The following is a 25,849-nucleotide window of genomic DNA, read 5'->3' on the forward strand; positions in this document are numbered from 1 at the left end:
CGGCCGTCCCCGCCAGCGTGCCCCGATACCCTGGCTCCCATGAGTGAGCCGAGGTCGGACGCCCCGTCGCAGCCCCCCGTGGGCCCGCCCGCGGACCGGTACGCGACCGCCGACCGCGGCTCGAACCTGACCGGCAAGGTCGTCGCCGTCATCCTGGCGCTGCTCGTGGGCGGCCTGGTGATCGCCGGCGTCTACACGACGTGGCGTCTCAACCAGACGCCGGACATCACGGGCGAGGCGATCGGAGTCGAGGTCGTCGACGAGTCGCGGGTCGACCTGACGTTCACCGTGACGCGCGAGGAGCCGGGCACGCCCGCCTACTGCATCATCCGGGCCCAGGAGGAGTCCAAGGGCGAACTCGGCCGGCGCGAGGTCTACGTCCCACCGTCGGAGAACACCACGATCCAGATCGACGCGTCCATCTTCACCACCGCCCGCGCGTTCGCCGCGGACGTCTACGGCTGTGGTGACGACGTCCCCGACTACCTGCGCAGGTAGAGCCGCAGACGGCGCGGCCGTCAGGGCCGCGCGTATCGGCCGGCGGGCCACGGCGCCTGTGTTAGAATCGGCGCTTCAGCACGGCTCCCTTTTTCGCGGGGCCGTGTTTTTCTTACATCACGCACGCGAACAGATTGGAGTGCGCTCATGGCGAACGACACCCAGGTCCACTGGTTGACCCAGGAATCGTACGACCGCCTCATGGCCGAGAAGGAGGCGCTGATCGCCAACCGTCCGGTCATCGCCGCCGAGATCAACGAGCGGCGCGAGGAGGGTGACCTCAAGGAGAACGCCGGCTACCACGCCGCGCGTGAGCAGCAGGGCCAGGAGGAGGCCCGCATCCGGACCATCGACGACCTGCTGGCCAACGCCCAGGTCGGCGAGACGCCCACCGAGTCCGGTGTCGCGCTCATCGGCTCCGTCGTCCGCGCCTACTACAACGGCAACGAGGACACCAAGGAGACCTTCCTCATCGGTACCCGCGGCGAGGGTTCCGGCAAGGACGATCTGGAGATCTACTCCCCCGAGTCCCCGCTCGGCAAGGCCGTCCTCGGCGCCAAGAACGGGGAGAGCCGCGAGTACACCGCCCCCAACGGCAAGAAGGTCGCCGTCACCATCGTGACCGCGGAGCCGTACCACAGCTGACCGGCTGAATACGGGGGCCGGTGGTAGGTTCTTCACGAATGTCGGGTCGCCTCCAGGCGGGCCCGAATCCGCCCCGGCGTAGCAGGAGTTCCACGTGTCAGACGGTTCCCAGGACAGGCCCCACGGCCCGGCCCCGACTATCGAAGCGGCGGCCGGGCGGGTCCTGGGACCGGCACTGCGGACGGGTCAGTCCCCCTTCGAGGACGACCTCTACACGTGGACGCCCGAGGTGGCCGAGGAACTGGCCCGCCGTCTGGACTCCGACCCCGAGGAAGGGGCCGCCGGCGCGGCGCCCGGGTCGACACGCTCCCCCGTGATGCAGGCGCTGCACGACCAGCTCGAGGGCGCACCACGGCCCGTGGTCCTGCTCGCCGCCGAGCTGCTCTTCATCCAACAGCTCCCCCTATCCACGGTCACGGCCCGCCTCAAGCGCGGCCGCGTCCGCGACGTGCTCTCCTGGATCGAGGACGCGCCCGGGATCCCCACCGATCTCGACGAGGTCCTCAGCGAGAAGGGCCCGCTCACCGGCGGCCTGGGTTTCAACGTGCAGATGCGCGAGCACCTACGCTGGCTGTGCTCGTTTGTCATCCACTGGGCCGAGCTCGACGCGTCCGTCCGGGACGCCGCGCTGTCGGACCCGTGGGAATTCCAGCGCGCGGCCCGCTCCACCCCCGGCGACTGGCGGGCCATCCGCTACAGCCTCCAGTACCTCGTGTGGCCCGGCTACTTCCAGCCGATCGTCAAGCACGAGCACAAGACCCGCATCCGCGACGCGTTCGCCGACCTCATCGGCGGCCCGTCCGGCATCGACGAGCTGGACATCGACCAGGACCTGCACCGCATCTCCGAGGTGCTCTCCGCGCAGCTCGGCCAGCCCGTCGACTGGTACCGCGGCTCCGTGGCCAACCAGTGGCAGCGCCACCGCGACGACCACTCCCGGCGTGCCTGGCTCGTGCGGCCCGGCCGCGGCGGCGTCGGCCAGGCCGGCCAGTGGGTCGCCCAGAACCGCATCGCCCTGCCCGCCTCGCACCTGCCGCGGATCCCCGCGCACGCCAGCCGCCTCGAGGTGTCCCAGGCCGTCGAGCAGGGCTACCCGCACTTGGACTACCAGGCCCGGTTCCAGCTCACCGCCGAGCTGCACACCTTCCTGTCCCGGATGAACCCGCAGGACGTGGTGGCCACTGTCGCCGACGCCAAACTGCATCTGGGCACCCTCACCGACGACCTCGGCTACGTCGACGACGGCGGACAGCAACTCGAGCGCTCGGTGCTGTGGAGCACCGTCACCCTCGACCTGGAGACCCTGCCCAGTCCCCTGTCCGAGCTGATCGGCGAGCCCGGCACGGTCGTCGACCTCACCGACGGCCTGGACGCGATGCTCTCGGCGATGCACCCCGGGCGCCACTCCGCGGAGTCGCAGGTCGCCGAGGCCCCCGCCGCCGGGGCGGTGCCGACCCTGCCCGAGGTCACCGACGAGCTGGCCGACGGCCTGCACATGCCCCGCGAGGAGTTGCAGGAGATCGTCGACACCCTGCAGCAGCGTCAGCAGATCGTGTTCTACGGCCCGCCCGGCACCGGCAAGACCTTCCTCGCCCAGGAACTGGCCCGCTTCCTCGCCGGCCCCGACGACCCCAGCCGGGTCCAGCTGGTGCAGTTCCACCCCAGCTACGCTTACGAGGATTTCTTCGAGGGTTACCGACCCACGCTCACCGAGTCCGGGCAGCCCGGCTTCGCTCTCCAGGCCGGGCCGCTGCGGCGCCAGGCCGCGCGGGCGACCTCGGAGTCGGGCCGCGAGCACCCGAGCTTCCTCATCATCGACGAGATGAACCGCGCCGACCTGGCCCGCGTGTTCGGCGAGATGTACTTCCTGCTGGAGTACCGGGACCGGACCGTGCTGCCGCAGTACTCCCCCGACACCTCGTTCCGGCTGCCGCGCAACCTGTTCATCATCGGGACCATGAACACCGCCGACCGGTCGATCGCCATGGTCGACGCCGCCATCCGCCGACGCTTCGCGTTCATGGAACTGCACCCCGACACCCCGCCGGTGGCCGGCGTGCTCCGACGCCACCTCGAGGCGCGCGGCGTGACGACCGAGCCCGCGGAGCTGCTCGAGGCGCTCAACTCCGAGATCGACGACTCCGACCGCGACCTGCGGATCGGGCCGTCGTACTTCATGAAGGACCGGGCCACCGAGCCGGGCGGCCTCGAGGCCATCTGGCGGTTCGACCTCCTCCCACTGCTCGAGGAGCACTACTACGGGCGGCTCACCCGCGCCGAGGTGCACGAGCGGTTCGGCCTCGCGGCACTGCGCCGCAAGATCGGGCGGGCGTGACCGCAACTCCGACTCGCGCCGGCACGCCGGCGTCGGCACAGCCGCCGGCGTCGCCGGTGGCCCTCGAGTTCGACGAGTTCGATCGCCGCGGCCGCCTCGTCAACCTGAGCTGGGAGGGGGCGCAACACCTGTCGCAGACCGGCCTCGTGGAGGTGCTGCCCGCCGGCCGCGACACGTGGCGACTCATCCCCTGCGGTGCGGTGGGTTCGGTCCGCGTCGAAGGTCTGTCGGTGCGGGTCATGCCCGCCGCCAGCCTCGGCCTGACGCAGTTGTTCTTCCTGCTCGACCACGCGGCCGACGACCCCTTCCTGTCCTCATCGGTGCAGGCCAGGGACGACGACGAGCTGTGGACCTCCGTCGCCGAGTCCATGGCCCGGTTGGCGCACCGGGCCCTGTCCGCCGGACTGCTGCGCGGGTACCGCAGGGTCGATGAGTCACTGACCACCGTGCGCGGCCGGATCCGACTGGGTGACCAGATCCGCCGCCACCCGGGCATGACCATCCCACTCGAGGTCACCTACTCCGAGTTCACCCCGGACATCCCCGAGAACCGCATCCTGCGCACGGCCGCCCACCGCCTGCAGTTCCTGCCCGAACTGCCCGACGCCACCCGCCGCCGGCTGGCCATGGTCGACGCCCGGTTGTCGGACGCGACGCTCATCGGCCAGGGCGCGCCCGTGCCGGCGTGGACTCGCAGCAGGCTCAACGCCCGCTACCAGGACGCGCTCGCGTTGGCGGACCGCATCGTGCGGCGGATCTCGGTGGAGGTCGAGGACGGCCACGCAGCGTCGGCGGCCTTCGTCACCGAGATGCCGGCACTGTTCGAACGCTTCGTGGAAGCCGAGCTGACCGCCGCCCTCGACGGCCGGGGTGGTCGGCTGCTGCAGAACCCCGTCGTCAACCTGGATTCCGGTGCCGAGGCGGACGACGCGCCGTCGGGTCGTCACAGCGCGCCGTCCGACGACGGTGACCACATCTCCGTGCGCACGGGGTTGGTGTACGAGGTCGACGGCGCGCCCGTCACCACGTTCGTCCCGACCTATCCCACGGACCGCCGGGCCCGCGCCGCCGAGCACTACCGACTGTTGGCCGCCTGCACCGCGCTCGGGGTGGACCGCGCGTACCTGGTCTACCCGGCCCAGCGGCGCGACGATTCCCCCCAGCCCCGACGGATCGTCCACACCGACATCTCGATCGTGGAGTACCCGATCGACCTCTCCCGCGGGCCGACCGAGAGCAGGAGGGCTATCGTCGAGTTGGCCCAGCACGCCCGTGAGCTGGCCGCTCCGTCCGCCGCACGCCACCGGACGGGCTCACGCCACGACGCCGGGTCCCACCACAGCGCCGGGTCCCACCACAACGCAGAGTTCGACCACAACCCAGAGTCCGACCACAACCCAGAGGGGAGACGACACGCCCGATGACCGACGCCGACGACGCCTCCCGACGCCTCTGGATGAGCCTCGGGCTGGCTGCCGTCGGCACGGTCGGGGCGTTCCGCGGCGCCCAGGAGGTGCTCACGCAGCAGGCCCGGATCGCGCGCCGGGTGATCCCCAAGCCGACGTCGCGGCCCTACTCCGGCGACGGGCTCTACCGGCCCGGGGCCCGGTCACCCGAGCCGTGGCGACCCGGAATGACGTGCGATGTGCACATGATGATCTTCGGCGACTCGCTCGCCGCCGGCCTCGGCGCCGACTCCCCTGACGAGTTGCCCGGCGTCCTGCTGGCGCGGGGTCTGGCCGAGGAGTCCGGCTGGGACGTGCGGCTGAGCATCAAGGCGATCGTCGGCGCCACCTCCAAGGGACTGCCCGGGCAGATCGAGGCGATGCAGATCGCGCACGGCGACCCCGACATCTCGGTGATCCTCATCGGCGGCAACGACATCACCTCCCGCAACGCGATCGGCCCGTCCGCACGCCGCGTGGGCGACGCCGTGCGGGCGCTCCGGGAGAACGGTTCACACGTCGTGGTGGGCACCTGCCCCGACCTGAGCATCATCAAGCCGGTCCCCCAGCCGTTGCGATCGATCATGTCGGGCCTGAGCCGGCGCCTGGCCGGCGCGCAAGCCGTGCAGGCCCGCAGGGCCGGCGGCGTCCCCGTCTCCCTGGCGGAGACCCTCGCGCCCGAGTTCCACCGTCGTGGCGAGAGCCTGTTCTCGCCCGACCGATTCCATCCCAACTCGGCCGGGTACGAACTCGCCGCCGGTCTGCTGCTGCCCGCCGTGTGTGTGGCGCTGGGCGTGTGGGAGGACGTGCCCGAGGAGCAGCTGCCGCACGACGCAGAGGAGCCCGCCGCCTCACTGGAGGCCGCCGAGAGCGCCGCCGACCTCGCCGACTCCCGCGACGCCGCCGACACCGGCGCGCCCGCCGACACTGCCGACACCGGCGCGCCCGCCGACGCTCCCGACTCCGGCGCGCCCGCCGAGCACCGCGAGTCTGTGGTGGCCCGGCTGACCAAGCGCCTGACCGACTTCGTCCGCACTCACGAGGATGCGGACGACGGTGACCGAAACACGTTCCTGCATAATGAGGACGTGGACGGTGACCCCGAGAGCACGGGCGAGGCCCGTGAGGCCGCGGACACCCTCCGACGCCGTAGCCGGATCCTGACACCGGCCCGCTCGACGCGGGACGACCCGGATCCCCAGGACTGACCCGACCACACCAGCACTCACCCGCAACGAAGGAGCTTTCCATGCCGGAAGCCGTGATCGTCTCGTACGCCCGTTCCCCCATCGGGCGCGCCAACAAGGGTTCCCTCGTGGGCATCCGCTCCGACGACCTCACCGCCCAGATGGTCAAGGCCGCGCTGGACAAGATCCCCGCGCTCGACCCCACCGAGATCGACGACCTCATGCTGGGCTGCGGCCTGCCGGGCGGCGAGCAGGGCTTCAACATGGGCCGTGTCGTCTCCGTGCTCGCCGGCCTGGACACCGTCCCGGGCACCACCGTGAACCGCTACTGCTCCTCCTCGCTGCAGACCACCCGTATGGCGCTGCACGCGATCAAGGCCGGTGAGGGTGACGTGTTCATCTCCGCCGGTGTGGAGACCGTCTCCAACTTCTCCAAGGGCACCGCCGACCACTGGCCGGACACACACAACCCGATCTTCGCCGACGCCGAGGCCCGCACCGCCACGCGCGCAGAGGGCGGCGCCGAGACCTGGACCGACCCGCGGGTGAACGGCCAGCTCCCCGACGTCTACATCCCCATGGGCCAGACCGCCGAGAACGTCGCCCAGATGACCGGCATCACCCGCGAGGACCAGGACCACTGGGGCGTGCGCTCGCACTCCCGCGCCCTCGACGCGATCGAGCGTGGCCACTTCGCCAACGAGATCGCCCCGGTCACCATGCCCGACGGCACCGTCGTCTCCACCGACGACGGCCCGCGCGCCGGCACGACCTACGAGAAGGTCTCGCAGCTCAACCCGGTCTTCCGCCCCGATGGCACCATCACCGCCGGCAACTGCTGCCCGCTCAACGACGGTGCCGCCGCCCTGGTGATCATGTCCGACACCAAGGCCAAGGAGCTGGGCCTGACCCCGCTCGCGCGCGTCGTCTCCACCGGCGTGTCCGGCCTGTCGCCCGAGATCATGGGCCTGGGGCCGATCGAGGCCGTCAAGAACGCCCTGCGGATCGCCGGCAAGTCGATCTCCGACATCGACCTGTTCGAGATCAACGAGGCGTTCGCCGTGCAGGTGCTCGGCTCGGCCCGCGAGCTCGGCATCGAGGAGGACAAGCTCAACATCAACGGCGGTGCCATCGCGCTCGGCCACCCCTTCGGTATGACGGGCGCCCGCATCACCGCGTCGCTGCTCAACAACCTGCAGGCCGAGGACAAGCAGTTCGGCGTCGAGACCATGTGCGTCGGCGGCGGCCAGGGCATGGCGATGGTGCTCGAGCGCCTCAGCTGATCCCACCCGGCGCGGCCTGAGCCCGCGCCACCCCGCGGCACTGCGAGCGCCCCGGGCACGCTTCTCTCGAGGAAGTGTGCCCGGGGCGCTCTCGCCGTTGGTCCTGCAGCCGGCTACCCCGGCGGCGCCCGCGGGGTGTACGAGGCGGGCCGGGCACGCCGGCCGCTGCCGGAACCCCATCGCCGCCACACCCGAAATGCCGACGACCCCGGCTCCCCTCGCGGGGGCCGGGGCCGTGGGATTCGCCGGAACCTGACCTGATCAGTCAGGCAGCGCTACAGCTCGCGCCGGTCAGTCGCGGAAGTAGCTCATGAGGCGGAGGACCTCGACGTACAGCCACACCAGGGTGACCGTGAGGCCGAGCGCGACGCCCCACGCCATCTTGGACGGGGCACCGGCGCGCACGAGGCGGTCGGCGTTGTCGAAGTCCATCAGGAAGCTGAACGCGGCCAGGCCGATGCACAGGAGGCAGAAACCGATCGCGATCGGGCCACCGTCGTACAGCGGGTTGGTGCCGGTGAACAGGCTCAGCACGATGCTGCCCAGGGCCGCGAACAGCACGCCGACGATCGCGGCGGACATGAAGCGGGTGAACTTGGGCGTCACGCGCACGGCGCCGGTCTTGTAGACGAACAGCATGCCCACGAAGACGCCGATGGTGCCGAGGATCGCGGCACCCACCGCGCCGAGGACGCCGCCGGTCCCCTGCAGGTCGATGGTGAACAGGTACGTCGCCGCGCCGACGAACAGCCCCTCGAGGGCGCCGTAGGTCAGGGTGACGGGCGCGGAGTCCATCTTGCGCGCGAAGGTGGCGATCAGAACGGTGATCAGGCCGCCGATGCCGCCGACCAGGATGAACGGGAACAGCAGCCCCGGGTTCATCGTGATCAGGTAGAAGGAGATCGTGCCGACGATGGCGAGCAGGCCGAGGGTCGTGCCGGTCTTCGCGACCACATCATCGATCGTCATGGGCCGCGTGTCGGCGGCGAACTGCGGGTGCGCCTGCGGAGCACCGTAACCGGCCTGGGCACCGAAGCCCTGCTGGCCGTACTGGCCCTGCTGGAAGGCGCCACGGCCGGCACCACCGAGGTGGGTGGCGCCGCGGGCACTGTCCGTGGACAGTGAACTGAAGACCGGGTTGCTGCTGGTGCGCATCGAGGTCCCTTCGGAATTGTCGGGGAAGGTCGTTGGTCGAGAGTCCCCGCCGGGTCACCGACGAATCACTCGTACATGTGCAACGCGCGGGCTCACCTGTGTGTTCCCGGCGCCGATACACATCTTGCCCGATCCGTTCGCCCGGCCCGGAACGACTCACGGGAACGACGACGACGAGGTTTTCAGCGCCGAGCGATCCTGCGGTCCCCGGCGGCGCGGATCATTCGCAGGCGACACCGTCGTCGTCGCGGTCCAGTTTCGAGGCGTACCCCGGCTGCCCGCGGTACAGCGGCGCGACGCCGGCGGCCCGGGCCGCCGAACAGTTGGGGTAGTACGCCGCCTGCGGAACCGGCTCGGCGACCGGGGCGGGCGCGTAGGTCTGCGGCGGGGCGTACGTCTGGACCGGGGCGGGCGCATACGTGGGCTCGGGGGCCACGGGCTGCCGGGGCGCGGACTCCGACTCGACGGCGACTGGCGTGACCGAGGTCGCCGAGGCCGGTGAACTCGTGGGGGCTTGCGTCACGGTGGTCGTCGGCGCTGCGGCCCGGGCCGTGGTGGTGACGGTGCTGGTCGCGGCCACCGGGCTCGAGGCCGGGGTCGGCGAGGGCGCGGGGGTGGGCATCAGTACCGCCCCGACGATGAACATGGCCACCGAGACGGAGCCGACCACCGGCCAGCGACGGGTGAACGGGCTCAACGGGGTGTTCCAGGTCAGCGGGCTCAGCGCGTCCGGGGCGACGAAGCCGGACATCGACTGCGCGGCGAGAGCGGCCTGCCGGTCGAGTTGGAAGTCCTCCTCGGCGTGGGTGCGGTCCTCACGCTCGCAGAAGACCCACCACCCGCCCGCCACGGCCATGGCCAGACCGATGAGCGCCATCGCCACCGACTCGAGAACGCCGCTGCCGAGCGTTCCGAGCGCCCCCACCACCATGAGTCCACCCATGACCAGGCCGGCCCAGGCGAGGACCGGCTTCCAGACGGGAGGCGTGAGGTAGGTGGGCTCGGTCAGGGTCGGACGGGCCATGGAGGGCAGGACGATCGGCATGCTCGCGGTCTTTCGAGGGAGGTGAGGGGCCCGCGGCGGCCAACGGACGACGCGCGGTGAGGATGTGAACACTACTCCACCGCGCGCCGCCCGCCAAAGAAATCCTCATCCAGACCGGGGTCGGCCCCGCGCAGGGTCCACTACCCCAGCGCCACCTTGTGGTTCCACGATCGCGCGGTGCGCCAGAGGCAGAACGCCGCCACCGCGACCAGGGAGACCACGAACCCGACCGGCATGACCTCGCTGGCCGTGCGCCCCGCGGCGAGCTCGCCGACAAGGTCGAACCGGACGAGGCCCAGGGTCTCGCCCTCTGCCTCCCCCACCCCGAACGGGATTACGAGCATGCCGAGCAGGGCAAGGGCCTGGCTGGCGATGTAGACCGCGACGAACACCACCACGGGCCCGCCGGCACCGAGTCCGGCCAGTCGCCGCTCGTGCCCCACCGAGACGGCGAAGTAGTAGTACACCGGCCAGACGAGGAACCAGGCCAGCACCAGTGCCAACCCGGCGGCGATCATCCACCCCGGGGTCACGGCGGTGACCGTGGACCACGCCTCGGTCAGCGTCGACCACGACGGCGCGGTGCCCCCGGACCGCTGCGAGTTCGCCCACCACGCGAGCAGCGCGAGCACGACGGTCAGGACGATCGCCGCCAGCGAGGCGAGCATCGCCCACGCCAGCTTGGCCCGGAAGATGCGGGCTCCGCGGACCGGGATCGAGTGCGTGAAGTAGCCCGTCCGGCCGTAACCGGAGCGCCAGTAGTCGGCGGCGAGGGCCAACTGGACGGCCGGGACCGCCACGACCGCGGCGAGCATGCCCGCGGCCAGCCCGAGCTCGGACAGGAGCGGCCATCCCGAGGCACCGAGCAGGCTGCCCAGCACGCCGACCAGCGCGATCAACCCGAAGAGGGTCGCGAGCGGACCGCGCGTGCGCAGCCACTCGTGCTTGAGGAGTGTTGTCGTCGTCGCTCTCATCGGTAGGTCTCCCTGAAGATCTGATCGAGGCTGGCGCCGCGGCTGCCGCGGAGGTCGTCGGCGTCGCCGGAGAGCAGGACGCGGCCGTGGCGCATCATGACGGCGGCGTCGAGGATCGGCTCGAGGTCGTGGACGAGGTGGGTGGTGATGAGCAGGAGCGAGTCCTCGGAGAGGTTGCGTACGATCCCGTCGAGGATCACCTGACGCGCGGCCGGGTCGACGCCCGAGATGGGCTCGTCGAGGAGGAACACGCGCGCGTCGCGGGACATGGCCAGTGCGATCTGGACCTTCTCGCGCATGCCCTTGGACATCTGCTTGAGCCGCGCGGACTCGCTCAGGCCGAAGAAGCCGATGAGGTCGCGCGCCTTCTCGGGCTGGAAATCGGCGAAGAAGTCCGTGTACAGCTCGAGGCAGTAGCTCACCCGCGCGGCGTCGGGGAGGAAGCTCGTGTCGGGCAGGTAGGACACGAGGGCCTTGGATTCCGGGCCGGGGACGTGACCGGCGATCCGCACGTCGCCGGAGTACCCGGCCAGGGCGCCGGCGAGGATCTTGAGCAGCGTGGTCTTCCCGCAGCCGTTCTCGCCCAGCAGGCCCACGATCTGCCCCGGGGTCAGGGTCATGTCCAGGCCGTCGAGGGCGGTGGTGGCGCCGTACGTCATGCGGAGACCAGTGGCCTCGACGAGTGTAGTGGCAGGGCTCGCGGTGGCGGCGTGGTCGGTGGCGCTCATGTCAGGCACCTCCGTCGTGCTCATCGGTAGTGGCGTGTTCATGGGTGTCCCATCTGTGATCGAGCAGCGTTCGGGCTTTGGCGTGCGCCATTCCCAGGCCGCGGACGCGCCGGATGAAGGCGTCGGCGGCATCGGTCGCGAGATCGGCGCGGACCTCGTCGATCCGTTCCTCGTCGTGCGTCACGAACCGCCCGGTGGCCCGCTCGGACCGGCACAGTTCGAGCCGTTCGAGCTCGGCGAGCGCGCGTTGGGCGGTGTTGGGGTTGACGCCGAGATCGGCCGCCAACTCCCGGACGCCGGGCATCTTCTCCCCGGCCGCCCACTCCCCGGTCACGATGCGCCGCGAGAACTCCCCGACGAGCTGCACCCAGATCGGGGACGAGTTGTCGAACTGCATCGCCGCCCCGCTTCCGTGTCACTGTATTAGGTGCTTAATACAGTGACATCAGACGGGGCGCTTGTCAATGAGCGGATGCTGACGAGCCGTTGTGCGGGGCGGTCCGGAGGCGCAGACTGAGGGCAGGACCTGCGGAAAGGGCCGGCCATGAACGCACTCGTCGTGTACGAATCCGCGTGGGGGAACACCAGGCTCGTCGCCGAGGCGATCAGCGACGGCCTGTCCCCTCACCTGACCGCCGAGGTGGTGGCCGCACACGAGGCGCCGCCGCTCGCCGAACTCAGGGTGGACCTCCTCGTGGTGGGCGCGCCGACCCACGCGTTCGGGCTACCCCGCGACGGCACCCGCGAGGACGCCCACGCCCGCGGCGGCGAGCTGATCCCGTCGGGAGTGCGCGAGTGGCTCGACGCCGCCGGACCCGCCTCCCTCGCGGTGGCCACCTTCGACACCCACGTCCGCCATCCCGACCTCCCCGGCCATGCAGGCAAGAAGGCCGCAAAGAAGCTGCGCAAGCTCGGCTGCCACCCGGTGACGGATCCCGAGACCTTCTAGGTGGACGGCTACGAGGGCCCGCTCCTGCCCGGCGAGCTGGAACGTGCGCGGGAATGGGGCGACGGCCTGACCCGCAGCGACTGGTGAGCCGGGCCGGACGCCAGCGGGGTGGGCTCCGAGGGAAACGACGACGACGAGGTCGACCACCCCGCCCACGCCGCAGGTGCAGGGCGTGCCGAACCGGCAGGGTTGACCGATACCCCTAGGGGTATGTAATCTCGGGGCATCAGCCAGTCGGATCATCGGCCGGCGGTCGGCGCGATTCACGCCGACGACAACCCCACCCCCTGAGGAGTCTCATCATGTGCCGTCCCGCCACCTGCAAGAAGTGCGGCAAGACCACCTGGGCCGGATGCGGAATGCACGTCGACCAGGTGATGGCCGGTGTACCCAAGGCCGACCGCTGCCCGGGCCACGAGTCGGACGTCCCCGCCGTCAAGGACGGCTTCTTCGCCAAGATGTTCAGCAGGTAATCCCAGCCGCCCACCCGACTCACCTGTCGGATTGCGACTCACCTAGGGGGACCCCGTAGATCAGGCGCAATCCGACAGGTGAGTTTCGCATTGCCAGGGTGCAGGTATCCCGATCCGTCGCCGTCGACCTCCCGCGCCTGATACACATCGACGTGACGGGAGGCCTGGCATGGAGCAATCGGTGGACATCGTGGTGGTGGGCGCCGGAATCGCGGGGCTGGTCGCGGCCCGGGAACTCACCCGGGCCGGTCTCGAGGTTCTCGTGCTCGAGGCCCGGGACCGCGTGGGCGGGCGCCTGCTCAACGCCGACCTGCCCGACGGGAGCCCCATCGACGTCGGCGGGCAATGGGTGGGCCCCACCCAGCACCGGATCCACGAACTGATCCGGGAGCTGGGCCTGGAGACCTTTCCGACGCACACCGCCGGCCGGCACATCGCCGAGCTCGGCGGGACCCGGTCCGAGTACACCGGCGCGATCCCCCACATCGATCCCCGTACGCTGGCCGACATCGTCCGGGCCCGGTCGCGGCTCGATCGCATGGCCGCCGCCATCCCGCCGGACGAGCCGTGGCGCGCGGCCGATGCCGAGCGACTAGACAGTCAGACGTTCGAGACCTGGCTCCGGCGCGCTGCTTGGACCCGCCGCGGTCGGGCCTACTTCCGTTCGGTCACCGAGGCCGTGTTCGCGGCCGGCCCCGAAGACCTCTCCGCGCTGTGGGCGGGGTTCTACATCGGCGCCGCCGGTGGGCTCGACGCCCTGATCGACACCGCCGGCGGTGCCCAGCAGGACCGGGTCGTGGGCGGGGCGCAGGCCATCGCACTGGCGGTCGCTCGCGAACTCGGCGAGCGGGTGGTCCTGGACAGCCCGGTCATCGGGATCGAGTGGAGCGACGCGGGAGCCCACGTACGCAGCCACCGCGGCGTGGTCAGCGCCCGCCACGTGGTGATCGCGGTCCCCCCGCCGCTGGCCTCGAGGATCAGCTACTCCCCCGGCGTGCCCGGCGATCGGGATCAGTTGGTCCAGCGCATGCCGATGGGCCGGGTCATCAAGATCAATGTGGTCTACCCGGAGCCGTTCTGGCGCACCGACGGCTGGAGCGGCCAGGCCAACAGCACGTCGCGACCGCTGGGCACCGTCTTCGACAACACCCCTCACGAGGGCGGACCCGGGGTCCTGGTCGGATTCCTCGAGGGCCGCCACGCGGATGCCGGCGCGCGGATGACTGCCGAGGACCGCCACGCACTGGTGCTCGAGGACCTGGCCGGCTACTACGGACCTCGCGCCCGAGACCCTCTCGCCGTCATCGACCACGACTGGGCCGGGGAGGAGTACAGCCGCGGCTGCTACGGAGCGTTCGCCACGCCCGGTACCCTGACCCGCTTCGGCGAGCACCTCCGCCGCCCCGTCGGTCCACTGCACTGGGCCGGGACGGAGACCGCCACCGAGTGGGCCGGATACATGGACGGTGCGGTCGAGTCGGGGAAGCGGGTGGCTGCCGAGATCGCTCGCCCCGACCGGCAAGGACCCGTGCGTGCGTGAGCCCTAGCTGGGGATACCGAACCGGGAGGCCAGATACGGGATCAGGCCCATGCACTCCGGTGTGAGAGCGAGGCACGCGGGCTCATCCGGCCCGGGGCCGAACAGAAAACGCAGCGGATTCTCGATCGAGCCGGCGGGAAACATCTCATCGGTCCTCTCGTCGTCAACGGGCGGGTCCACTAGGGAAATCGCGTGTGAGGTCGATCCTGTTATCGCCCTGCCAGCGTCGTCAAGGGCCCTTCTGCCGGCACCGGCCCGATGCAGCTGTCCGGGATCGTGGCCAGCGAACACCACGCAGACGGCAGCACCGGACGGTATCCGTCGGGCACTCCCCCGCCCGCGATGATCTCGCGGTAGGCGTCGACGCCCGACGTGGGTTGGCGTGTCAGCGTCGGGTCGGTGAGCACGTCCACCCGGTACAGCCCGAACCGCGCCGAGTAGTCGCCCCATTCGTAGTTGTCGACCAGTGACCAGTGGTTGTAACCGATCACGGGGTACCCGTCCGCCACGGCCCGCTGCAGCCAGAAGACCGTGTCGCGCAGGAAGTCGCCCCGCTCGATCCCGTCGGCGCGCCCACCGTTGAGAGTCGGCATCCCGTTCTCCACGATGTAGATCGGCTTGCCCGGGTAGGCGTGCGCGTAGTGCGTGACCGCCTCGTAGATACCCTCCGGCTGCGGTCGCACGGCCGCGAAGTCGTCCCACGCCGCGTTGATGGCGGTGAGGTTATTCAGCGCGACGCCGTAGTAGTAGTCGATGCCCACGTAGTCCACGACGTCGGCCACCCGGTCCCCGATCAGCGTGTCGGTGAACTCTGTGGCCAGCGGCAGGTAGGCCTCGTTCATGGTGACCATCGCGGCCGGGTCGGACCGGTGGGCGGCCGCGTAGCCGAGCCGGTGGGCGGCCTCGATGGCGTCGAGGAAACGGGAGAAGTCGGTGAAGGCCACCCGGCCGATGGTCATCTCGTGCTTGAAGAACACCAGGGGTTCGTTGAATGTCACCCACATAGTGCCGTCGCCGGCCCACCGGTCGGTGATGAGGTCGGCGAAGCGGCCGAACGACTCCACCGCGTTGTCCGCGAGCATTCCGCCCCGGTCGGCCAGCCACCCGGGGTAGACGAAGTGCACCATCGTGATCATGGGGGTCATGCCATGTCGGCGGACCGAGTCGATGATTCGGTCGTAGTGTCTGAGGACCTCGTCGTCGTACTCCCCCGGCGCGGGCTCGATCCGCGCCCACTCCACGCTCAGCCGGAAGGTGTTCACGCCCATCGCCGCGGCGTTGGCGATGTCCTCCTCATAGCGGTTCCAGAAGTCCACCGCCTCACCCACCGGGTCGGCCTGACCCGTCGGCGCGGTCGCGTCGACATACCGCTTCCAGTTGGAGTCCGGGTTCGAGCCCTCCACCTGGAAGCCCGACGTGGCGACGCCCCAGTGGAAGCCGGAGCCCGGTGCGGCCGGTCGCCCACCAGGCTGGGCCGCTGCGCTCGGCTGCAGCTGCGGGGCCACCGCCACGGCGAGGACGAGCGCCAGGAGCAGTCGAAGCGCCCTCCGGATGATCGTCGGATGTCCTGCCCCTCGCGCGCGTCCGCTCATGGGTGAACCCTAGGAAGCACCCTCGCGGACGGCAGCGGAATGACCCAAGTGCGCGAACCGCGAGCGTTCCCGACGGTGGCACTCCCCACGGTTCTGGCCACCTGGCCAAGAAGGGTTGGCCAGGTGGCCAACCCCGTGTCAGGATGGTCTTCGCCGGGTGCGGATCTCCCCGGCATCGCTGCGTGCACACCGCCCGCAGTCCGACCGCCCTGGAGAGGCACCCGTGTCCCCCGCACGCCGCTGGACGGCCCTGCTCGTCCTCGTCCTTCCCGTTCTACTGATCTCGATCGACATGTCCGTGCTCGGCATCGCCGTGCCCGCGCTGTCCGCAGACCTGCAGCCGACGTCGAACCAACTGCTGTGGATCATCGACCTCTACTCGTTCCTGCTCGCGGGCCTGCTGATCTTCACGGGCTCGCTCGGGGACCGGATCGGCCGCAAACGGATCCTCATGATCGGCGCACCCCTGTTCGGCGTCGCCTCCCTCGTGGCCGCGTTCTCCACCAGTCCGGAGATGCTGATCCTCGGCCGTGCGCTCCTCGGCATCGGCGGTGCGACCCTCATGCCCTCCACCCTCGGCCTGATCCGCGCGATCTTCCCGGACCGCACCGAGCGACGCACCGCCATCGCCGTGTGGGCCACCGCGTTCTCCGGCGGCGCCGCACTGGGCCCCGTGGTCGGCGGGCTGCTGCTGGAGAACTTCTGGTGGGGCTCGGTCTTCCTCCTGAACGTCCCGGTCATCGCACTGTTCCTCCTCACCGCCCCGTTCCTGCTCCCCGAGGCGAAGGACCCCAACCCGGGCCCGTTCGACCCGACCTCCGTCATACTCTCGATCGCGGGAATGATCTCCCTGGTCTACGCCCTCAAGACCGGCGTGAAGGGAATCGACGGGGCGGTGCTCGTCGCCTTCGTTCTGGGTGCTGCCGCGCTGGTCTGGTTCGTGTCCCGTCAGCGCCGCCGCGAGAACCCCATGATCGACGTGTCCCTGTTCGGGAACTTCGCGTTCTCCTCGGCGGTGTCGATCAACGTGATCTCGGTGTTCGCGTTCATGGGGCTGATGTTCTTCCTCCCGCAGTACCTCATGCTCGTGCGCGGCATGGGCTCGGCCGAGGCCGGTCTGTGGATGCTGCCGCTCGCGGTGGCCGCCGTCGTCGGAACCCTTCTGGCCCCGGTCCTGGCGCGGACGGTCTCGGTGCGCACCGTGATCATGACGGGTCTGTCCCTCGTGATCGTCGGGTTCGTCATCGGCACCCGGTTGGACACCGCCGAGACGATGCTCCTCTTCACGCTCCTGTCGGCCCTGTTCGGCATCGGCGTGGGCCTCGCCGAGACCCTCACGAACGACGTCATCCTCACTGCCGCCCCGAGTGACCGCGCCGGCGCCGCCGCGGCGATCTCCGAGACCGGCTACGAGTTCGGCGGCGCGATGGGCACCGCCGTGCTCGGCACCGCGGGGATGGCCGTGTACTCGAGCCGCGTGGTCGAGACCGCTACCCTGCCCGGCATGGATGCCGACTCCGCGAACGCCGCCTCCCAGACCCTGGCTGGCGCCCACGAGATCGCGGAAACGTTGCCCGGCGGCGGCGCTCGTCTGCTGGAGATCGCCGATTCCGCCTTCCTGGCGGGCATGGACCTCGTGGCCGCGATCGGCATCGGGACGGCGGCGATCACCTTGGTGCTGGCCTGGCGCGGCCTGCGTTCGGAGTCGCGAGCGGCCGGAGCGGTCGGAGCAGCCGGAGCAGCCGGGGCGGCGCCGGTAGAGGCGCACGACGCCGCGGCCACCGCAGCTGCGGGCGCGCAGGAGGCGAACCTGCCGTACATGCCACCAGCCGCGCGTGCGGACTCCGCCACGTCGGAGGTGAACCGTGGCTGACTCTCGCCGAGCACAGGTCCCGATCGAACAGCGCCGCCGGGAACTCACCGAGACCGCGGTGACGGTGATGGCGCGGGACGGGGCGTGGGCGCTCACGACTCGAGCCCTGGCGAAGGAGGCCGGGGTGCCCCACGGGTCCGTCCACTACGCGTTCAAGGACGAGCTGATGCGTTCGGTGCTGCGTGTGGACCTGACGCACCTGTCGGACCTGGTCCAGACGCAGCAGGACCGGCCGGTACACGGACCCGACGACGTGACCGCCGCCGTGGCCGAACTCTTCGCGGCCTACGCGGATTCCGTCCTCGCCGATCCGATGACCGAGATCGCCTACTTCGAGTTGTCTCTGATGGCGGCCCGCGACGAGCAGCTGCGGGCTCTCGCCGCGCAGTCCCACCAGGAGTACCGACGGATCATCGTGACCCTGCTCAGCAGCCTGGCCGAGCGTGCGGGCCTGCGGTGGGACGCCGACGTGGTGCTGGTGGCCGAGCAGGCGATGACGCTGATGTTCGGGGCGGCGCTGGGGTGGTTCGAACTGCGCGACGACGCCCTGTTCCGGGCTGTGCTCGACGATGCCGCCGGGATGGTCGGTCGCCGACTCGTCTGAGTCCGCGTTGCACCGGGCCCTACGCCCTCCGCGCCCCGGCCCACCCCGGCCCGCGCACCAGGTACCCCGCGCGGTCGCGCCAGGTCTGCGCGCGGAAGATGTCGCGCCCGATCGCGACCCATTCATGCGTGGCGATCCGTAGCGGGTTGAACGTGTCGATGTTGGTGGTCAGCCCGTAGACCACGTCCTCGCGCTCGGGTTCGTAGGTACCGAACAGCCGGTCCCAGATGATCAGGATGCTGCCGTGGTTGCGGTCGAGGTACCGCCGGTTGCTGCCGTGGTGCACGCGGTGGTGCGAGGGCGAGTTGAGCACTTTCTCCAGCGGCCCGATCGACCGCACCGCCTCGGTGTGGACCCAGAACTGGTAGATGAGGTTGATCGCGCGGGCGTCCATGACGATCGCCGGCCGCACCCCGAGCAGCGAGAGCAACCCGTACGGCACGTAGATCGTCAGCGCCTCGGCGACGGGCTGGCGCAGCGCCGTCGACAGGTTGTAGCGCTCGCTCGAGTGATGCACGACGTGCATGGCCCAGAGCCAACGCGATTCGTGGGCGAGGCGGTGGTTGCAGTAGTAGATGAGGTCCCAACCGAGGATCCCTACCGCGTACGCCAGCGGCCCGGACCCCAGGTCAAGCGGGGACGTCCGGAAGAGCCGCGAACTCGCGGTCTGCGCGCTCCACAGCGTGGAGACCATCACCACGGTGGAGGCCACCGCGGTGACCGCCGAGCCGCCGGTGATCCGACGCAGGGCGGGCGGGACCGCCGCGCCGGTGTCACCGTCTGCGTCGGGACCGGGGCCGGAGGACGACGACAACGACCCCGCCTCACCCAGACCCGACCCGCGATGGCGTCGGAGAACGTCTCCGGCGGTGGCCACGGCCGCCGCCCCGAGGGACAGGCCCATCACGCCTTTCGCGAATCGGCCTGTCCGCGGGGTGAGCGGCGAGAGCACCGTGGCGGAGATGTAGGGGGCGAGCAGACTTCCCACGCCCATCGAGAGGCTCGCCATGGTGTCGGCGAACTCGTAGTCCCCCGCCCGCTCCCCGACGGCCGGGTTGCGCTTCTGCCACGCGTATTCGGCCGCCATCGCCCCGACGAACGCCGGGATGGCCAGGACCGTCAGATCAACCTTCACGCCATCCAGGGTATGGCGTGGGTCACTGCGGCGGGCGTTCGGCCGGTTACGCCGAGGCGGTCTCCTGCGCCGTGGCGTTCTCGGACCCTTCGGCCTTCGGCGCCGAGGCCGGCCCCTCGGTCTGCGCGCTGTTGCGGACGAACCACACGCCGACCACGGTGATGAGCGAGATGCACGCGCCCAGCAGCAACGCGTTGTGGACGCCGGTCATCTGCGCGGCGACGTCGCCCAGGCCTGACTCGGCGCCGGAGACGATGCCCAGCGTCATGACGGTGATGAACAGCGCCGTGCCCGCGGCGGCGGCGACCTGCTGCAGGGTGTTGAGCAGCGCCGAGCCGTGCGAGTACAGGTGCGGCGGCAGGGAGCCGAGCGCGGAGGTCATGAGCGGCGAGAAGAGGAACGCCAGGCCCACGCTGAGCACGATGTGCCAGACGACGACCGTGACCAGGGAGCTGTCCGCGGAGAAGAACGTGTACATCCCCCACAGGCCGGCGGACGCGAGCACGGAGCCGGGGATGATGAGCGGCCGGGGGCCGATCCGGTCGAACGCGCGGCCGACGAACCAGCCGAGCACGCCCATGATCAGGCCGCCGGGCAGCAGCGCCAGCCCGGAGTTCAGGGTGCTGGTGCCCACGACCTGCTGCATGTAGAGCGGCAGCAGGATGAGGGTGCCGAACAGCGACATCATCGAGATGAGCATGAGGGCCAGGCTCACTGTGAAGGTCGGGAACGCGAACGCCCGCACGTCGAGCAGCGCGTAATCCTTGAGCGAGAGCTGGCGCCAGACGAACACGGCCAGGGCGACCACGCCGATCGCCACGGGGATCCACGGCGAGATGAGGGCGTTGTCGCTGGCGGCCTCGCCGATCGAGCTGAGGCCGAAGATGAGGCCGGCGAACCCGATCGCCGAGAGGACGCCGGAGAGGATGTCGAGCGGGATGCGCCGGGGCTCGGTGACGTTGCGGATCAGCACCGCTCCGGCCACGAGTGCCAGCACACCGATGGGCAGCACCGACCAGAACATCCAGCGCCAGCTGAGCACGTCGAGCACCAGGCCACCCACGGTGGGGCCGATGGCCGGGGCGACGGCGATCACGATGGAGATGACGCCCATGGTGCGGCCGCGACGGTCGGCGGGCACCACGTTGAGCACGGTGGTCATGAGCAGCGGGATCATGATGGCGGTGCCGACCGCCTGGACGACCCGGCCGGCGACGAGCATGGGGAACACCATGGCCAGCGACGCCAGCAGGGTGCCGGCGGTGAACGTGCTCATCGCGATGACGAACACGGACCGCAGCGGCAGGCGCACGAGCAGCCACCCGGTGAACGGGATGACCACGGCCATCGTGAGCATGAACGCGGTGGTCAGCCACTGCGCGGTGGCGGCGGTGACCGCGAACTCGCCCATGAGCTCGGGCAGTGCCACGGACATGATGGTCTCGTTGAGGATCACCACGAACGCGGCGCCGACGAGCAGGGCGATGAGCCGCACGGTGGCGGCGGGCATCGGCGGGGAGCCCTGCGGGGCCTGGGCCGCCTCTGCGGCATGGGGGGTGGCGGAGACTTCAGACGTCACGGTCGTCCTCTGGGATTGCGGTGTGAGCAGAGAGCAGAATCCGGCGCCGGCGGAGTCGCGCACGGGAACCCTATGAAGCTACCGGAACCACGCGCCCGACGCCCGTCAAGTGACCGGCGTTACCTCGGGGATGAGTCGCGGGACGAGCCGGACGAGGACGACCATGGCGACGAGCTCGACGAGGGTCTGGGTGACGACGACGAGGGCTGCCAGATCGAACGCCGCGGGCAGTGCCAGGACCAGCGGGAGGACGACCAGGGAATTTCGGGTCGCGCCACTGAACGCGATCGCCCGCCTGCCCGGCACATCGAGGCCCGCCAGCCGCCCGGCCGCCATGCCCACCGGCACCATGACCATGACGAACGCCACGTACACCGGGACCACCTGCACCAGTCCGCCGAGCCGCTCGCTGACCGCGCTGATCTGGGAGGCGACCACGAGCGCGAGCGTGGCGACCATGAGCGGGACCATCGCCGCGGCCGCGCCCTGCGCCACCGCCCGACCGACTCGGTTGGCCCGGGCGGCCCGGGCGGCCCGGGCGGCCCGGGTGGGCTCACCGCGGCCGGCGACGAACTGCGTCAGCGCCGCGGCCGCGAGAGGCAGCGCGATGAGCAGCACGAACGCCTCGACGAATGGCTCGAGCTCCACCGCCGCGACGAATTCGGATCCGACGAACAGCCACAGGTACAGCGGCAGCAGCGCCACCTGGGCGGCCATGAGCAGCGGGGTCGCGGCCAGGAGTCGGTGGACGTCAGCGCCGGCGAGGCCGGCAAAGACGAGGACGTAGTCGATGCACGGGGTCAGCAGGACGAACAGCACGCCCACCAGAAGGACTTGGTCGTGGGCGACGATCCGCGTGAGCAGCCAGACGATCGGCGGGACCGCCACGAAGTTGACCGCGAGGATCGTGCCGAGGAAGCGCCAGTCGCGGAGGGACCGGCCGACGCGCGCGAACGGGATGCCGAGGAAAGTCGCGTACAACAGCAGCGCGAGCACGGGCTGGATCGCGAGCTCCGCCGGGCCGGCCACCGCCGGCGCGAGCACCCCGACGACCCCGCCCAGGACGAGACCCGCCAGGTAGAGCGACACCTGGTGCCGCTCCATCCACTCCACGCTCGCGCGCATGCTCCCCCTCACGCCCATCCCTCTCAGGCTTGTGCGTCCTCTTTGCACACCTTGTCGGCAGTTGTGCGCGCGGATTGGACCATTCCCGCAGCGCATCCACTCGGCACCCCGGCGTCGGGACGCCTTACGCCGCTCTCGGCGCGTAAGCCGGATCAGCCGAGCCGAGCCGGGCCGGGCCGCGGCAGCCCTTAGAGCTCCGGTAGCCGGTCGGCGCCCCAACTGCCGTGGATCAGCCCGGTCACACGGGCGATCTCCTCCGCGGAGACTGTCTCGGTCTCGCCGGGCTCGAGGGCGTCGAAGTGGAAGATGTACAGCCGGGAGGCGAACTCCTCGAAGGGCAGCGACGACTCGCCGAACCGCTCGCCGTTGCCGGCGGTGCTCACCACCACGCCGTTGCCCCAGTCCTGCCCGCTGTCGTTGTTGGGGTTGAAGAAGTAGACGCGCATGGTCTCGTCCGGGTCCAGCGCGACCCGCAGGATGGTGATGGCGTGCCACCCGACGAACCGCGCGGAGGAATCGGTGACGGCGACGCCGGCGGGCTGCGGGTGGATGAGCGGCTGGTTGCCGTTGTGGAACGGGTGGTAGCTGCCGTAGAAGTGCCGCAGGAAGTCCTCGAGCCCGGTCAGCCTGCCGGACTCGACGTCCACGTTGATGCTGAAGCCGCGGGCCGACCACCAGCCGTGGAACTCGGGGTTGACCCACCGGTGGGGGTCACCCGGACGGTCCGAGCACAGACGGCCCATCTCGGCGTAGATCCGATCCAGGTGCGGCACCACGAGCAGCGACACGGGGTCGAGGTCCACCGGCAGCGTGGTGGCCAGGCCCGCGTCGAGTTCGCGGGAGGAGATCGGCCGGCCCTCGAAGTGCATGACCACCTCGTTGTCGCGCGCCGCCCACGCGATGATCTGCAGCAGGTAGTCGGGGTCGTTGTACGCCCACATCGACAGCGCCCGGGCGGACTGGCAGGTGGGGTTGTCGCCCTGCCCCACGCCCAGCGGCTGACCGAGCATCGACAGCGTCCCGGCGAGAAGCCAGACGCGCACCTCGTGGGCGGGGCCGCACGAGAGGGCGAGCCGCTCGGCCGCGTAGCCGGACAGCGGCAGTGCCAGCAGCCGCCACAGCGCGGGGGCGGCGGGCGGTTGGAAGAGGATCCCCCGCTCGAGCAGCAGCGCCAGCCCGTAGACGGACTGCGCGGTCTCGGGGTGCACGGCCGCGTCGATCAGGGCGTCGACCAGACCGTGGAAGCACAGCAGGCTCTCCCGGCCCGTGCTGGACAGCCCGAGCGCCTCGCTCAGCAGGAAGCTGCCCTTCTCCCGCAGGAACCGCACGAGCACCGGGTGGTACGGCGACACCAGGCCGGTGTCGTGCATTGACCGCGCGAACCCGGCCGCCTCGTACTGCAGGGTCCCCTCGTCCATGGACTCCAGTCGGGAGAGGTAGACGTCCACGCCGGGGTCCTCGCGGCTGGCCTCTGTGGTGCCGTAGATGCTGCTGATGAGCCGATCGATGCCCACGCCGCCGCCGGTGTCGACCCCCGGGTCCTGGCGCGCGATCGCGATCTGGGTGATGGTCTGCTTGACCTGGTCCACCTGGATGGGGCGTTGGCGCAGGATGCGCCAGATCTCCTCGACCAGTTGATCGAGCACACCGTCCAGGCCGATCTCCGAGGCGATGTGCGCCAAGGCCGTGCGGGTGACGGTCGCCATCCGGCCCTGTTGCGTGCGCTCGGCCTCGGTGGCCACGCCGAACAGCAGGGACGTGTTGTTGGCGAGCACCTCGGTGAGATGCTGCCGCGCCTGCTCGGCCGTCACCTCGGGGTGGGTGTACTGCCCCTGCGCCACGGCGACCAGCCGCAGGTCGCTGACGATCTCGGTGACCACCTTGTCCGCATCGGAGCTGCGAAGGGTACCGGCGCTCAGGGCCGGGATGAGGGCCGCGGGCGAGTCCCAGTCGGTGCCCTCGAAGATCCCCGCGGCCTCGAGGTCGGCGGCCATCTCCTGCACGGCGGCGGGACCGCCGTCCTGCAGCAGCACCAGCCGCGCCCCGTCCAGGACGCGCCGCAGACGGGACGCCTTGGTCACGTCACCCGCCTCGGCGAGCGCCCGGGTCGCGTCGGTCAGGGAGGCGACGCGCTTGTCCAGTACCCGCGTCGTACCGGGTTCGTCGTTTCCCACTTCAGTCCACTCTCCGTCTCCCACCGCGCCTCGTTCCAGACCGCGCAGGTCCGTCCCGCGTCAGTCCACGCCCACCAGCCCGTACCGTACCCGCGGGCCGGTACCGGCAGAGCCGTCACACGTAGAAGTCGAGGTCCTCCTGGGCGCGCAGGACCGATCGCATCTCGTAGGCGTCGTCGCCGAAGAAGTAGACCAGGCCCCAGTGGGTGCCGAAGGCGGTGCGCTTGGTGACCGTCTCCTCGAGCGGGGCGGTGAGCTCGTGGGATTCGAAGTACTCGTGGTCCTCGGTCGCCTCCGGGATCTCGAGCGTGGACACGACACGGCGCCGCGGGTAGACGCCGAAGCACCCGGCGTGCCCCTTCGCGTCGACGACCTCGCGCGGGAAGAACGCGGCGATCTCCTCCTCGGTGGTCTTAGGGTCGAACGCCAGCACCAGGCCCTGGTAGGCGTTGAACCCGTAGGTCCGCTCGAGCAGTTCGAAGACCTTGAACCCCGGCGGCCGGTAGGCGACCTCGCCGAAGTACATCTCGCCGTCGCTGGTGACGAAGTACTCGGGGTGGACGAACCCGAACTTGATGTCGAAGGTCTTGATGAGCTTCTCGATCTGCCGGGTGATCTCCGGGCGGTACTTCTCCAGCTCTGGCGAGGCCGGCACGAACACCGAGTAGCCGAGCGTGACGTACTCGGAGATGTTGAGGAACACGATCTTCCCGTTGTGGACCCAGGCCTCCACGGCGAACTCCCAGCCGTCGAGGTGGGACTCCATGAGGACGGGGAACTCCTCGTCGGGGATCGTGTCGACCTCGTCCGGAGTACGGATGACGCGGTGGCCGAGGCACCCGGCCTTGTCGAAGGCCTTGAGGTGGATCGGGTCGTTGGGGTCGCCGTCGAGCTTGAGCAGGGTCTGGTTGACGCGCTTGAGGAACCGGATCACGTCGTCCCGCTCGTGCGCTTCCTCGAAGATGCCCACCCGGATGCCGCCCAGCTGGGCGCGCCGCTTCATCAGCGCCTTGTCCCGCAGCAGCAGCGACTGCCCGTACAGGGTGGGGTTGTCGAGCAGCATCGAGTTGATGGCGCCCGCCCACTCGACGGTCTCCTCGAACAGCGGGATCGCCACGTCGACGCCCATGTCCCGCAGCGTCTCGGCGATCTCCATGGACCGGTCGTTGAGCCGCTCGAAGTCCCACGGGACGTACGGGATCTGGTGCTGACTGCAGTACTCCTCGGCCCAGGGCGGTGCCACCACGACGTAGCGGCGGTCGAACTTGTCGAGCGCGTCGATGGCGTTGGGCACCCAGCCCAGCAGTGCGACGTATCCCTTGTCGGGGTCGCGCAGGTGCTCGTTGGGGTCGTGGGTCGGGTTCGGACGTAGGTCCGTGGCTCCGGTGGTCGATTCTGCGGTAGGCGTCTGCAAGTGCGGTGCCTCCTCGAGTTGGCGCGGGTTCGATCTGCGTGGGCCGATCAATCCAGGGCGGTGGGCCACAAACGTACCCAAGACCCGTCTCAGTGC

General features: G+C 70.4%; 22 protein-coding genes. 11 read left to right on the forward strand and 11 right to left on the reverse strand.

Annotated features, from left to right (window positions below):
- Nucleotides 1–39 precede the first annotated feature (39 nt).
- The 6 genes from OVA21_RS09250 (at nt 40) to OVA21_RS09275 (ending at nt 7,393) form a co-directional block, all read left to right on the forward strand.
- The gene (locus tag OVA21_RS09250) at nt 40–498 is read left to right on the forward strand and encodes a DUF4307 domain-containing protein (RefSeq protein ID WP_268092304.1); all 459 of its coding nucleotides are present in this window, start codon (nt 40–42) and stop codon (nt 496–498) included.
- A gap of 147 nt (nt 499–645) precedes the next feature.
- Entirely contained in the window at nt 646–1,143 is a 498-nt protein-coding gene (gene greA, locus OVA21_RS09255; RefSeq protein ID WP_067715687.1) for a transcription elongation factor GreA, read from the forward strand.
- A gap of 94 nt (nt 1,144–1,237) precedes the next feature.
- The gene (locus OVA21_RS09260; RefSeq protein ID WP_067715690.1) at nt 1,238–3,478 is read left to right on the forward strand and encodes an AAA family ATPase; all 2,241 of its coding nucleotides are present in this window, start codon (nt 1,238–1,240) and stop codon (nt 3,476–3,478) included.
- On the forward strand, nt 3,475–4,902 hold the full coding sequence (locus tag OVA21_RS09265) for an McrC family protein (RefSeq protein ID WP_254050430.1): 1,428 nt from the start codon (nt 3,475–3,477) through the stop codon (nt 4,900–4,902). Before OVA21_RS09260 ends, OVA21_RS09265 begins: the two co-directional genes overlap by 4 nt.
- Nucleotides 4,899–6,131, forward strand: coding sequence for an SGNH/GDSL hydrolase family protein (locus tag OVA21_RS09270; protein ID WP_096905163.1), 1,233 nt, complete (start codon nt 4,899–4,901; stop codon nt 6,129–6,131). The genes OVA21_RS09265 and OVA21_RS09270 overlap by 4 nt, the downstream gene beginning before the upstream one ends.
- 41 nt (nt 6,132–6,172) lie before the next feature.
- Nucleotides 6,173–7,393, forward strand: coding sequence for an acetyl-CoA C-acetyltransferase (locus tag OVA21_RS09275; RefSeq protein WP_069389598.1), 1,221 nt, complete (start codon nt 6,173–6,175; stop codon nt 7,391–7,393).
- 291 nt (nt 7,394–7,684) lie between these two features.
- On the opposite strand, the gene OVA21_RS09280 is transcribed toward OVA21_RS09275, so the two are convergent.
- The 5 genes from OVA21_RS09280 to OVA21_RS09300 form a co-directional block, all read right to left on the reverse strand.
- Complete coding sequence (locus OVA21_RS09280) at nt 7,685–8,548, reverse strand: Bax inhibitor-1/YccA family protein (RefSeq protein WP_096905162.1); 864 nt, start codon at nt 8,546–8,548, stop codon at nt 7,685–7,687.
- A gap of 220 nt (nt 8,549–8,768) precedes the next feature.
- Nucleotides 8,769–9,593: an excalibur calcium-binding domain-containing protein gene (locus OVA21_RS09285; protein WP_096905161.1), complete on the reverse strand. Its 825-nt coding sequence runs from the start codon at nt 9,591–9,593 to the stop codon at nt 8,769–8,771.
- A 140-nt stretch (nt 9,594–9,733) separates the two neighbouring features.
- The gene (locus tag OVA21_RS09290) at nt 9,734–10,567 is read right to left on the reverse strand and encodes a hypothetical protein (protein WP_096905160.1); all 834 of its coding nucleotides are present in this window, start codon (nt 10,565–10,567) and stop codon (nt 9,734–9,736) included.
- The gene (locus tag OVA21_RS09295; RefSeq protein WP_241724210.1) at nt 10,564–11,295 is read right to left on the reverse strand and encodes an ABC transporter ATP-binding protein; all 732 of its coding nucleotides are present in this window, start codon (nt 11,293–11,295) and stop codon (nt 10,564–10,566) included. Before OVA21_RS09295 ends, OVA21_RS09290 begins: the two co-directional genes overlap by 4 nt.
- A gap of 1 nt (nt 11,296) precedes the next feature.
- On the reverse strand, nt 11,297–11,692 hold the full coding sequence (locus tag OVA21_RS09300; RefSeq protein ID WP_268092307.1) for a GntR family transcriptional regulator: 396 nt from the start codon (nt 11,690–11,692) through the stop codon (nt 11,297–11,299).
- A 147-nt stretch (nt 11,693–11,839) separates the two neighbouring features.
- Between OVA21_RS09300 and OVA21_RS09305 the strand changes: the two genes are divergently transcribed.
- The 3 genes from OVA21_RS09305 (at nt 11,840) to OVA21_RS09315 (ending at nt 14,257) form a co-directional block, all read left to right on the forward strand.
- Nucleotides 11,840–12,244, forward strand: a complete 405-nt coding sequence (locus OVA21_RS09305) for a flavodoxin family protein (RefSeq protein WP_268092308.1) — start codon at nt 11,840–11,842, stop codon at nt 12,242–12,244.
- Between the two features lie 302 nt (nt 12,245–12,546).
- Nucleotides 12,547–12,717: a hypothetical protein gene (locus tag OVA21_RS09310; protein ID WP_096905156.1), complete on the forward strand. Its 171-nt coding sequence runs from the start codon at nt 12,547–12,549 to the stop codon at nt 12,715–12,717.
- 169 nt (nt 12,718–12,886) lie between these two features.
- The gene (locus tag OVA21_RS09315; protein WP_268092310.1) at nt 12,887–14,257 is read left to right on the forward strand and encodes a flavin monoamine oxidase family protein; all 1,371 of its coding nucleotides are present in this window, start codon (nt 12,887–12,889) and stop codon (nt 14,255–14,257) included.
- 209 nt (nt 14,258–14,466) lie between these two features.
- Here the strand turns inward: OVA21_RS09315 and OVA21_RS09320 are convergent, their stop codons facing one another.
- Nucleotides 14,467–15,849 carry a family 1 glycosylhydrolase gene (locus OVA21_RS09320; RefSeq protein WP_268092311.1) on the reverse strand — a complete coding sequence of 461 codons (1,383 nt, stop codon included), beginning with the start codon at nt 15,847–15,849 and terminating at the stop codon, nt 14,467–14,469.
- Between the two features lie 223 nt (nt 15,850–16,072).
- Here OVA21_RS09320 and OVA21_RS09325 point away from each other — a divergent pair, with 223 nt between their 5' ends.
- Together OVA21_RS09325 and OVA21_RS09330 are read left to right on the forward strand one after the other, a co-directional pair.
- On the forward strand, nt 16,073–17,722 hold the full coding sequence (locus OVA21_RS09325; RefSeq protein WP_268092312.1) for an MFS transporter: 1,650 nt from the start codon (nt 16,073–16,075) through the stop codon (nt 17,720–17,722).
- Nucleotides 17,715–18,326 (forward strand): TetR/AcrR family transcriptional regulator, encoded by a 612-nt coding sequence (locus tag OVA21_RS09330; protein ID WP_268092313.1) that lies wholly within the window; start codon nt 17,715–17,717, stop codon nt 18,324–18,326. Before OVA21_RS09325 ends, OVA21_RS09330 begins: the two co-directional genes overlap by 8 nt.
- Nucleotides 18,327–18,345: 19 nt before the next feature.
- Here the strand turns inward: OVA21_RS09330 and OVA21_RS09335 are convergent, their stop codons facing one another.
- The 5 genes from OVA21_RS09335 to OVA21_RS09355 all read right to left on the reverse strand — a co-directional run bounded on the left by OVA21_RS09335 (nt 18,346) and on the right by OVA21_RS09355 (nt 25,753).
- Nucleotides 18,346–19,461 carry a sterol desaturase family protein gene (locus OVA21_RS09335; protein WP_096905152.1) on the reverse strand — a complete coding sequence of 372 codons (1,116 nt, stop codon included), beginning with the start codon at nt 19,459–19,461 and terminating at the stop codon, nt 18,346–18,348.
- Between the two features lie 46 nt (nt 19,462–19,507).
- Entirely contained in the window at nt 19,508–21,040 is a 1,533-nt protein-coding gene (locus tag OVA21_RS09340) for an MDR family MFS transporter (RefSeq protein WP_096905151.1), read from the reverse strand.
- A 105-nt stretch (nt 21,041–21,145) separates the two neighbouring features.
- Nucleotides 21,146–22,165 (reverse strand): arsenic resistance protein, encoded by a 1,020-nt coding sequence (locus OVA21_RS09345; RefSeq protein ID WP_096907195.1) that lies wholly within the window; start codon nt 22,163–22,165, stop codon nt 21,146–21,148.
- A gap of 188 nt (nt 22,166–22,353) precedes the next feature.
- Entirely contained in the window at nt 22,354–24,339 is a 1,986-nt protein-coding gene (locus tag OVA21_RS09350; protein WP_096905150.1) for a hypothetical protein, read from the reverse strand.
- Nucleotides 24,340–24,454: 115 nt separating this feature from the next.
- Nucleotides 24,455–25,753, reverse strand: a complete 1,299-nt coding sequence (locus OVA21_RS09355; protein ID WP_253002037.1) for an ATP-grasp domain-containing protein — start codon at nt 25,751–25,753, stop codon at nt 24,455–24,457.
- Between the last annotated feature and the right edge of the window lie 96 nt (nt 25,754–25,849).

The organism is Dietzia sp. SL131 (genome assembly GCF_026672565.1).
Classification (GTDB): domain Bacteria; phylum Actinomycetota; class Actinomycetes; order Mycobacteriales; family Mycobacteriaceae; genus Dietzia; species Dietzia kunjamensis.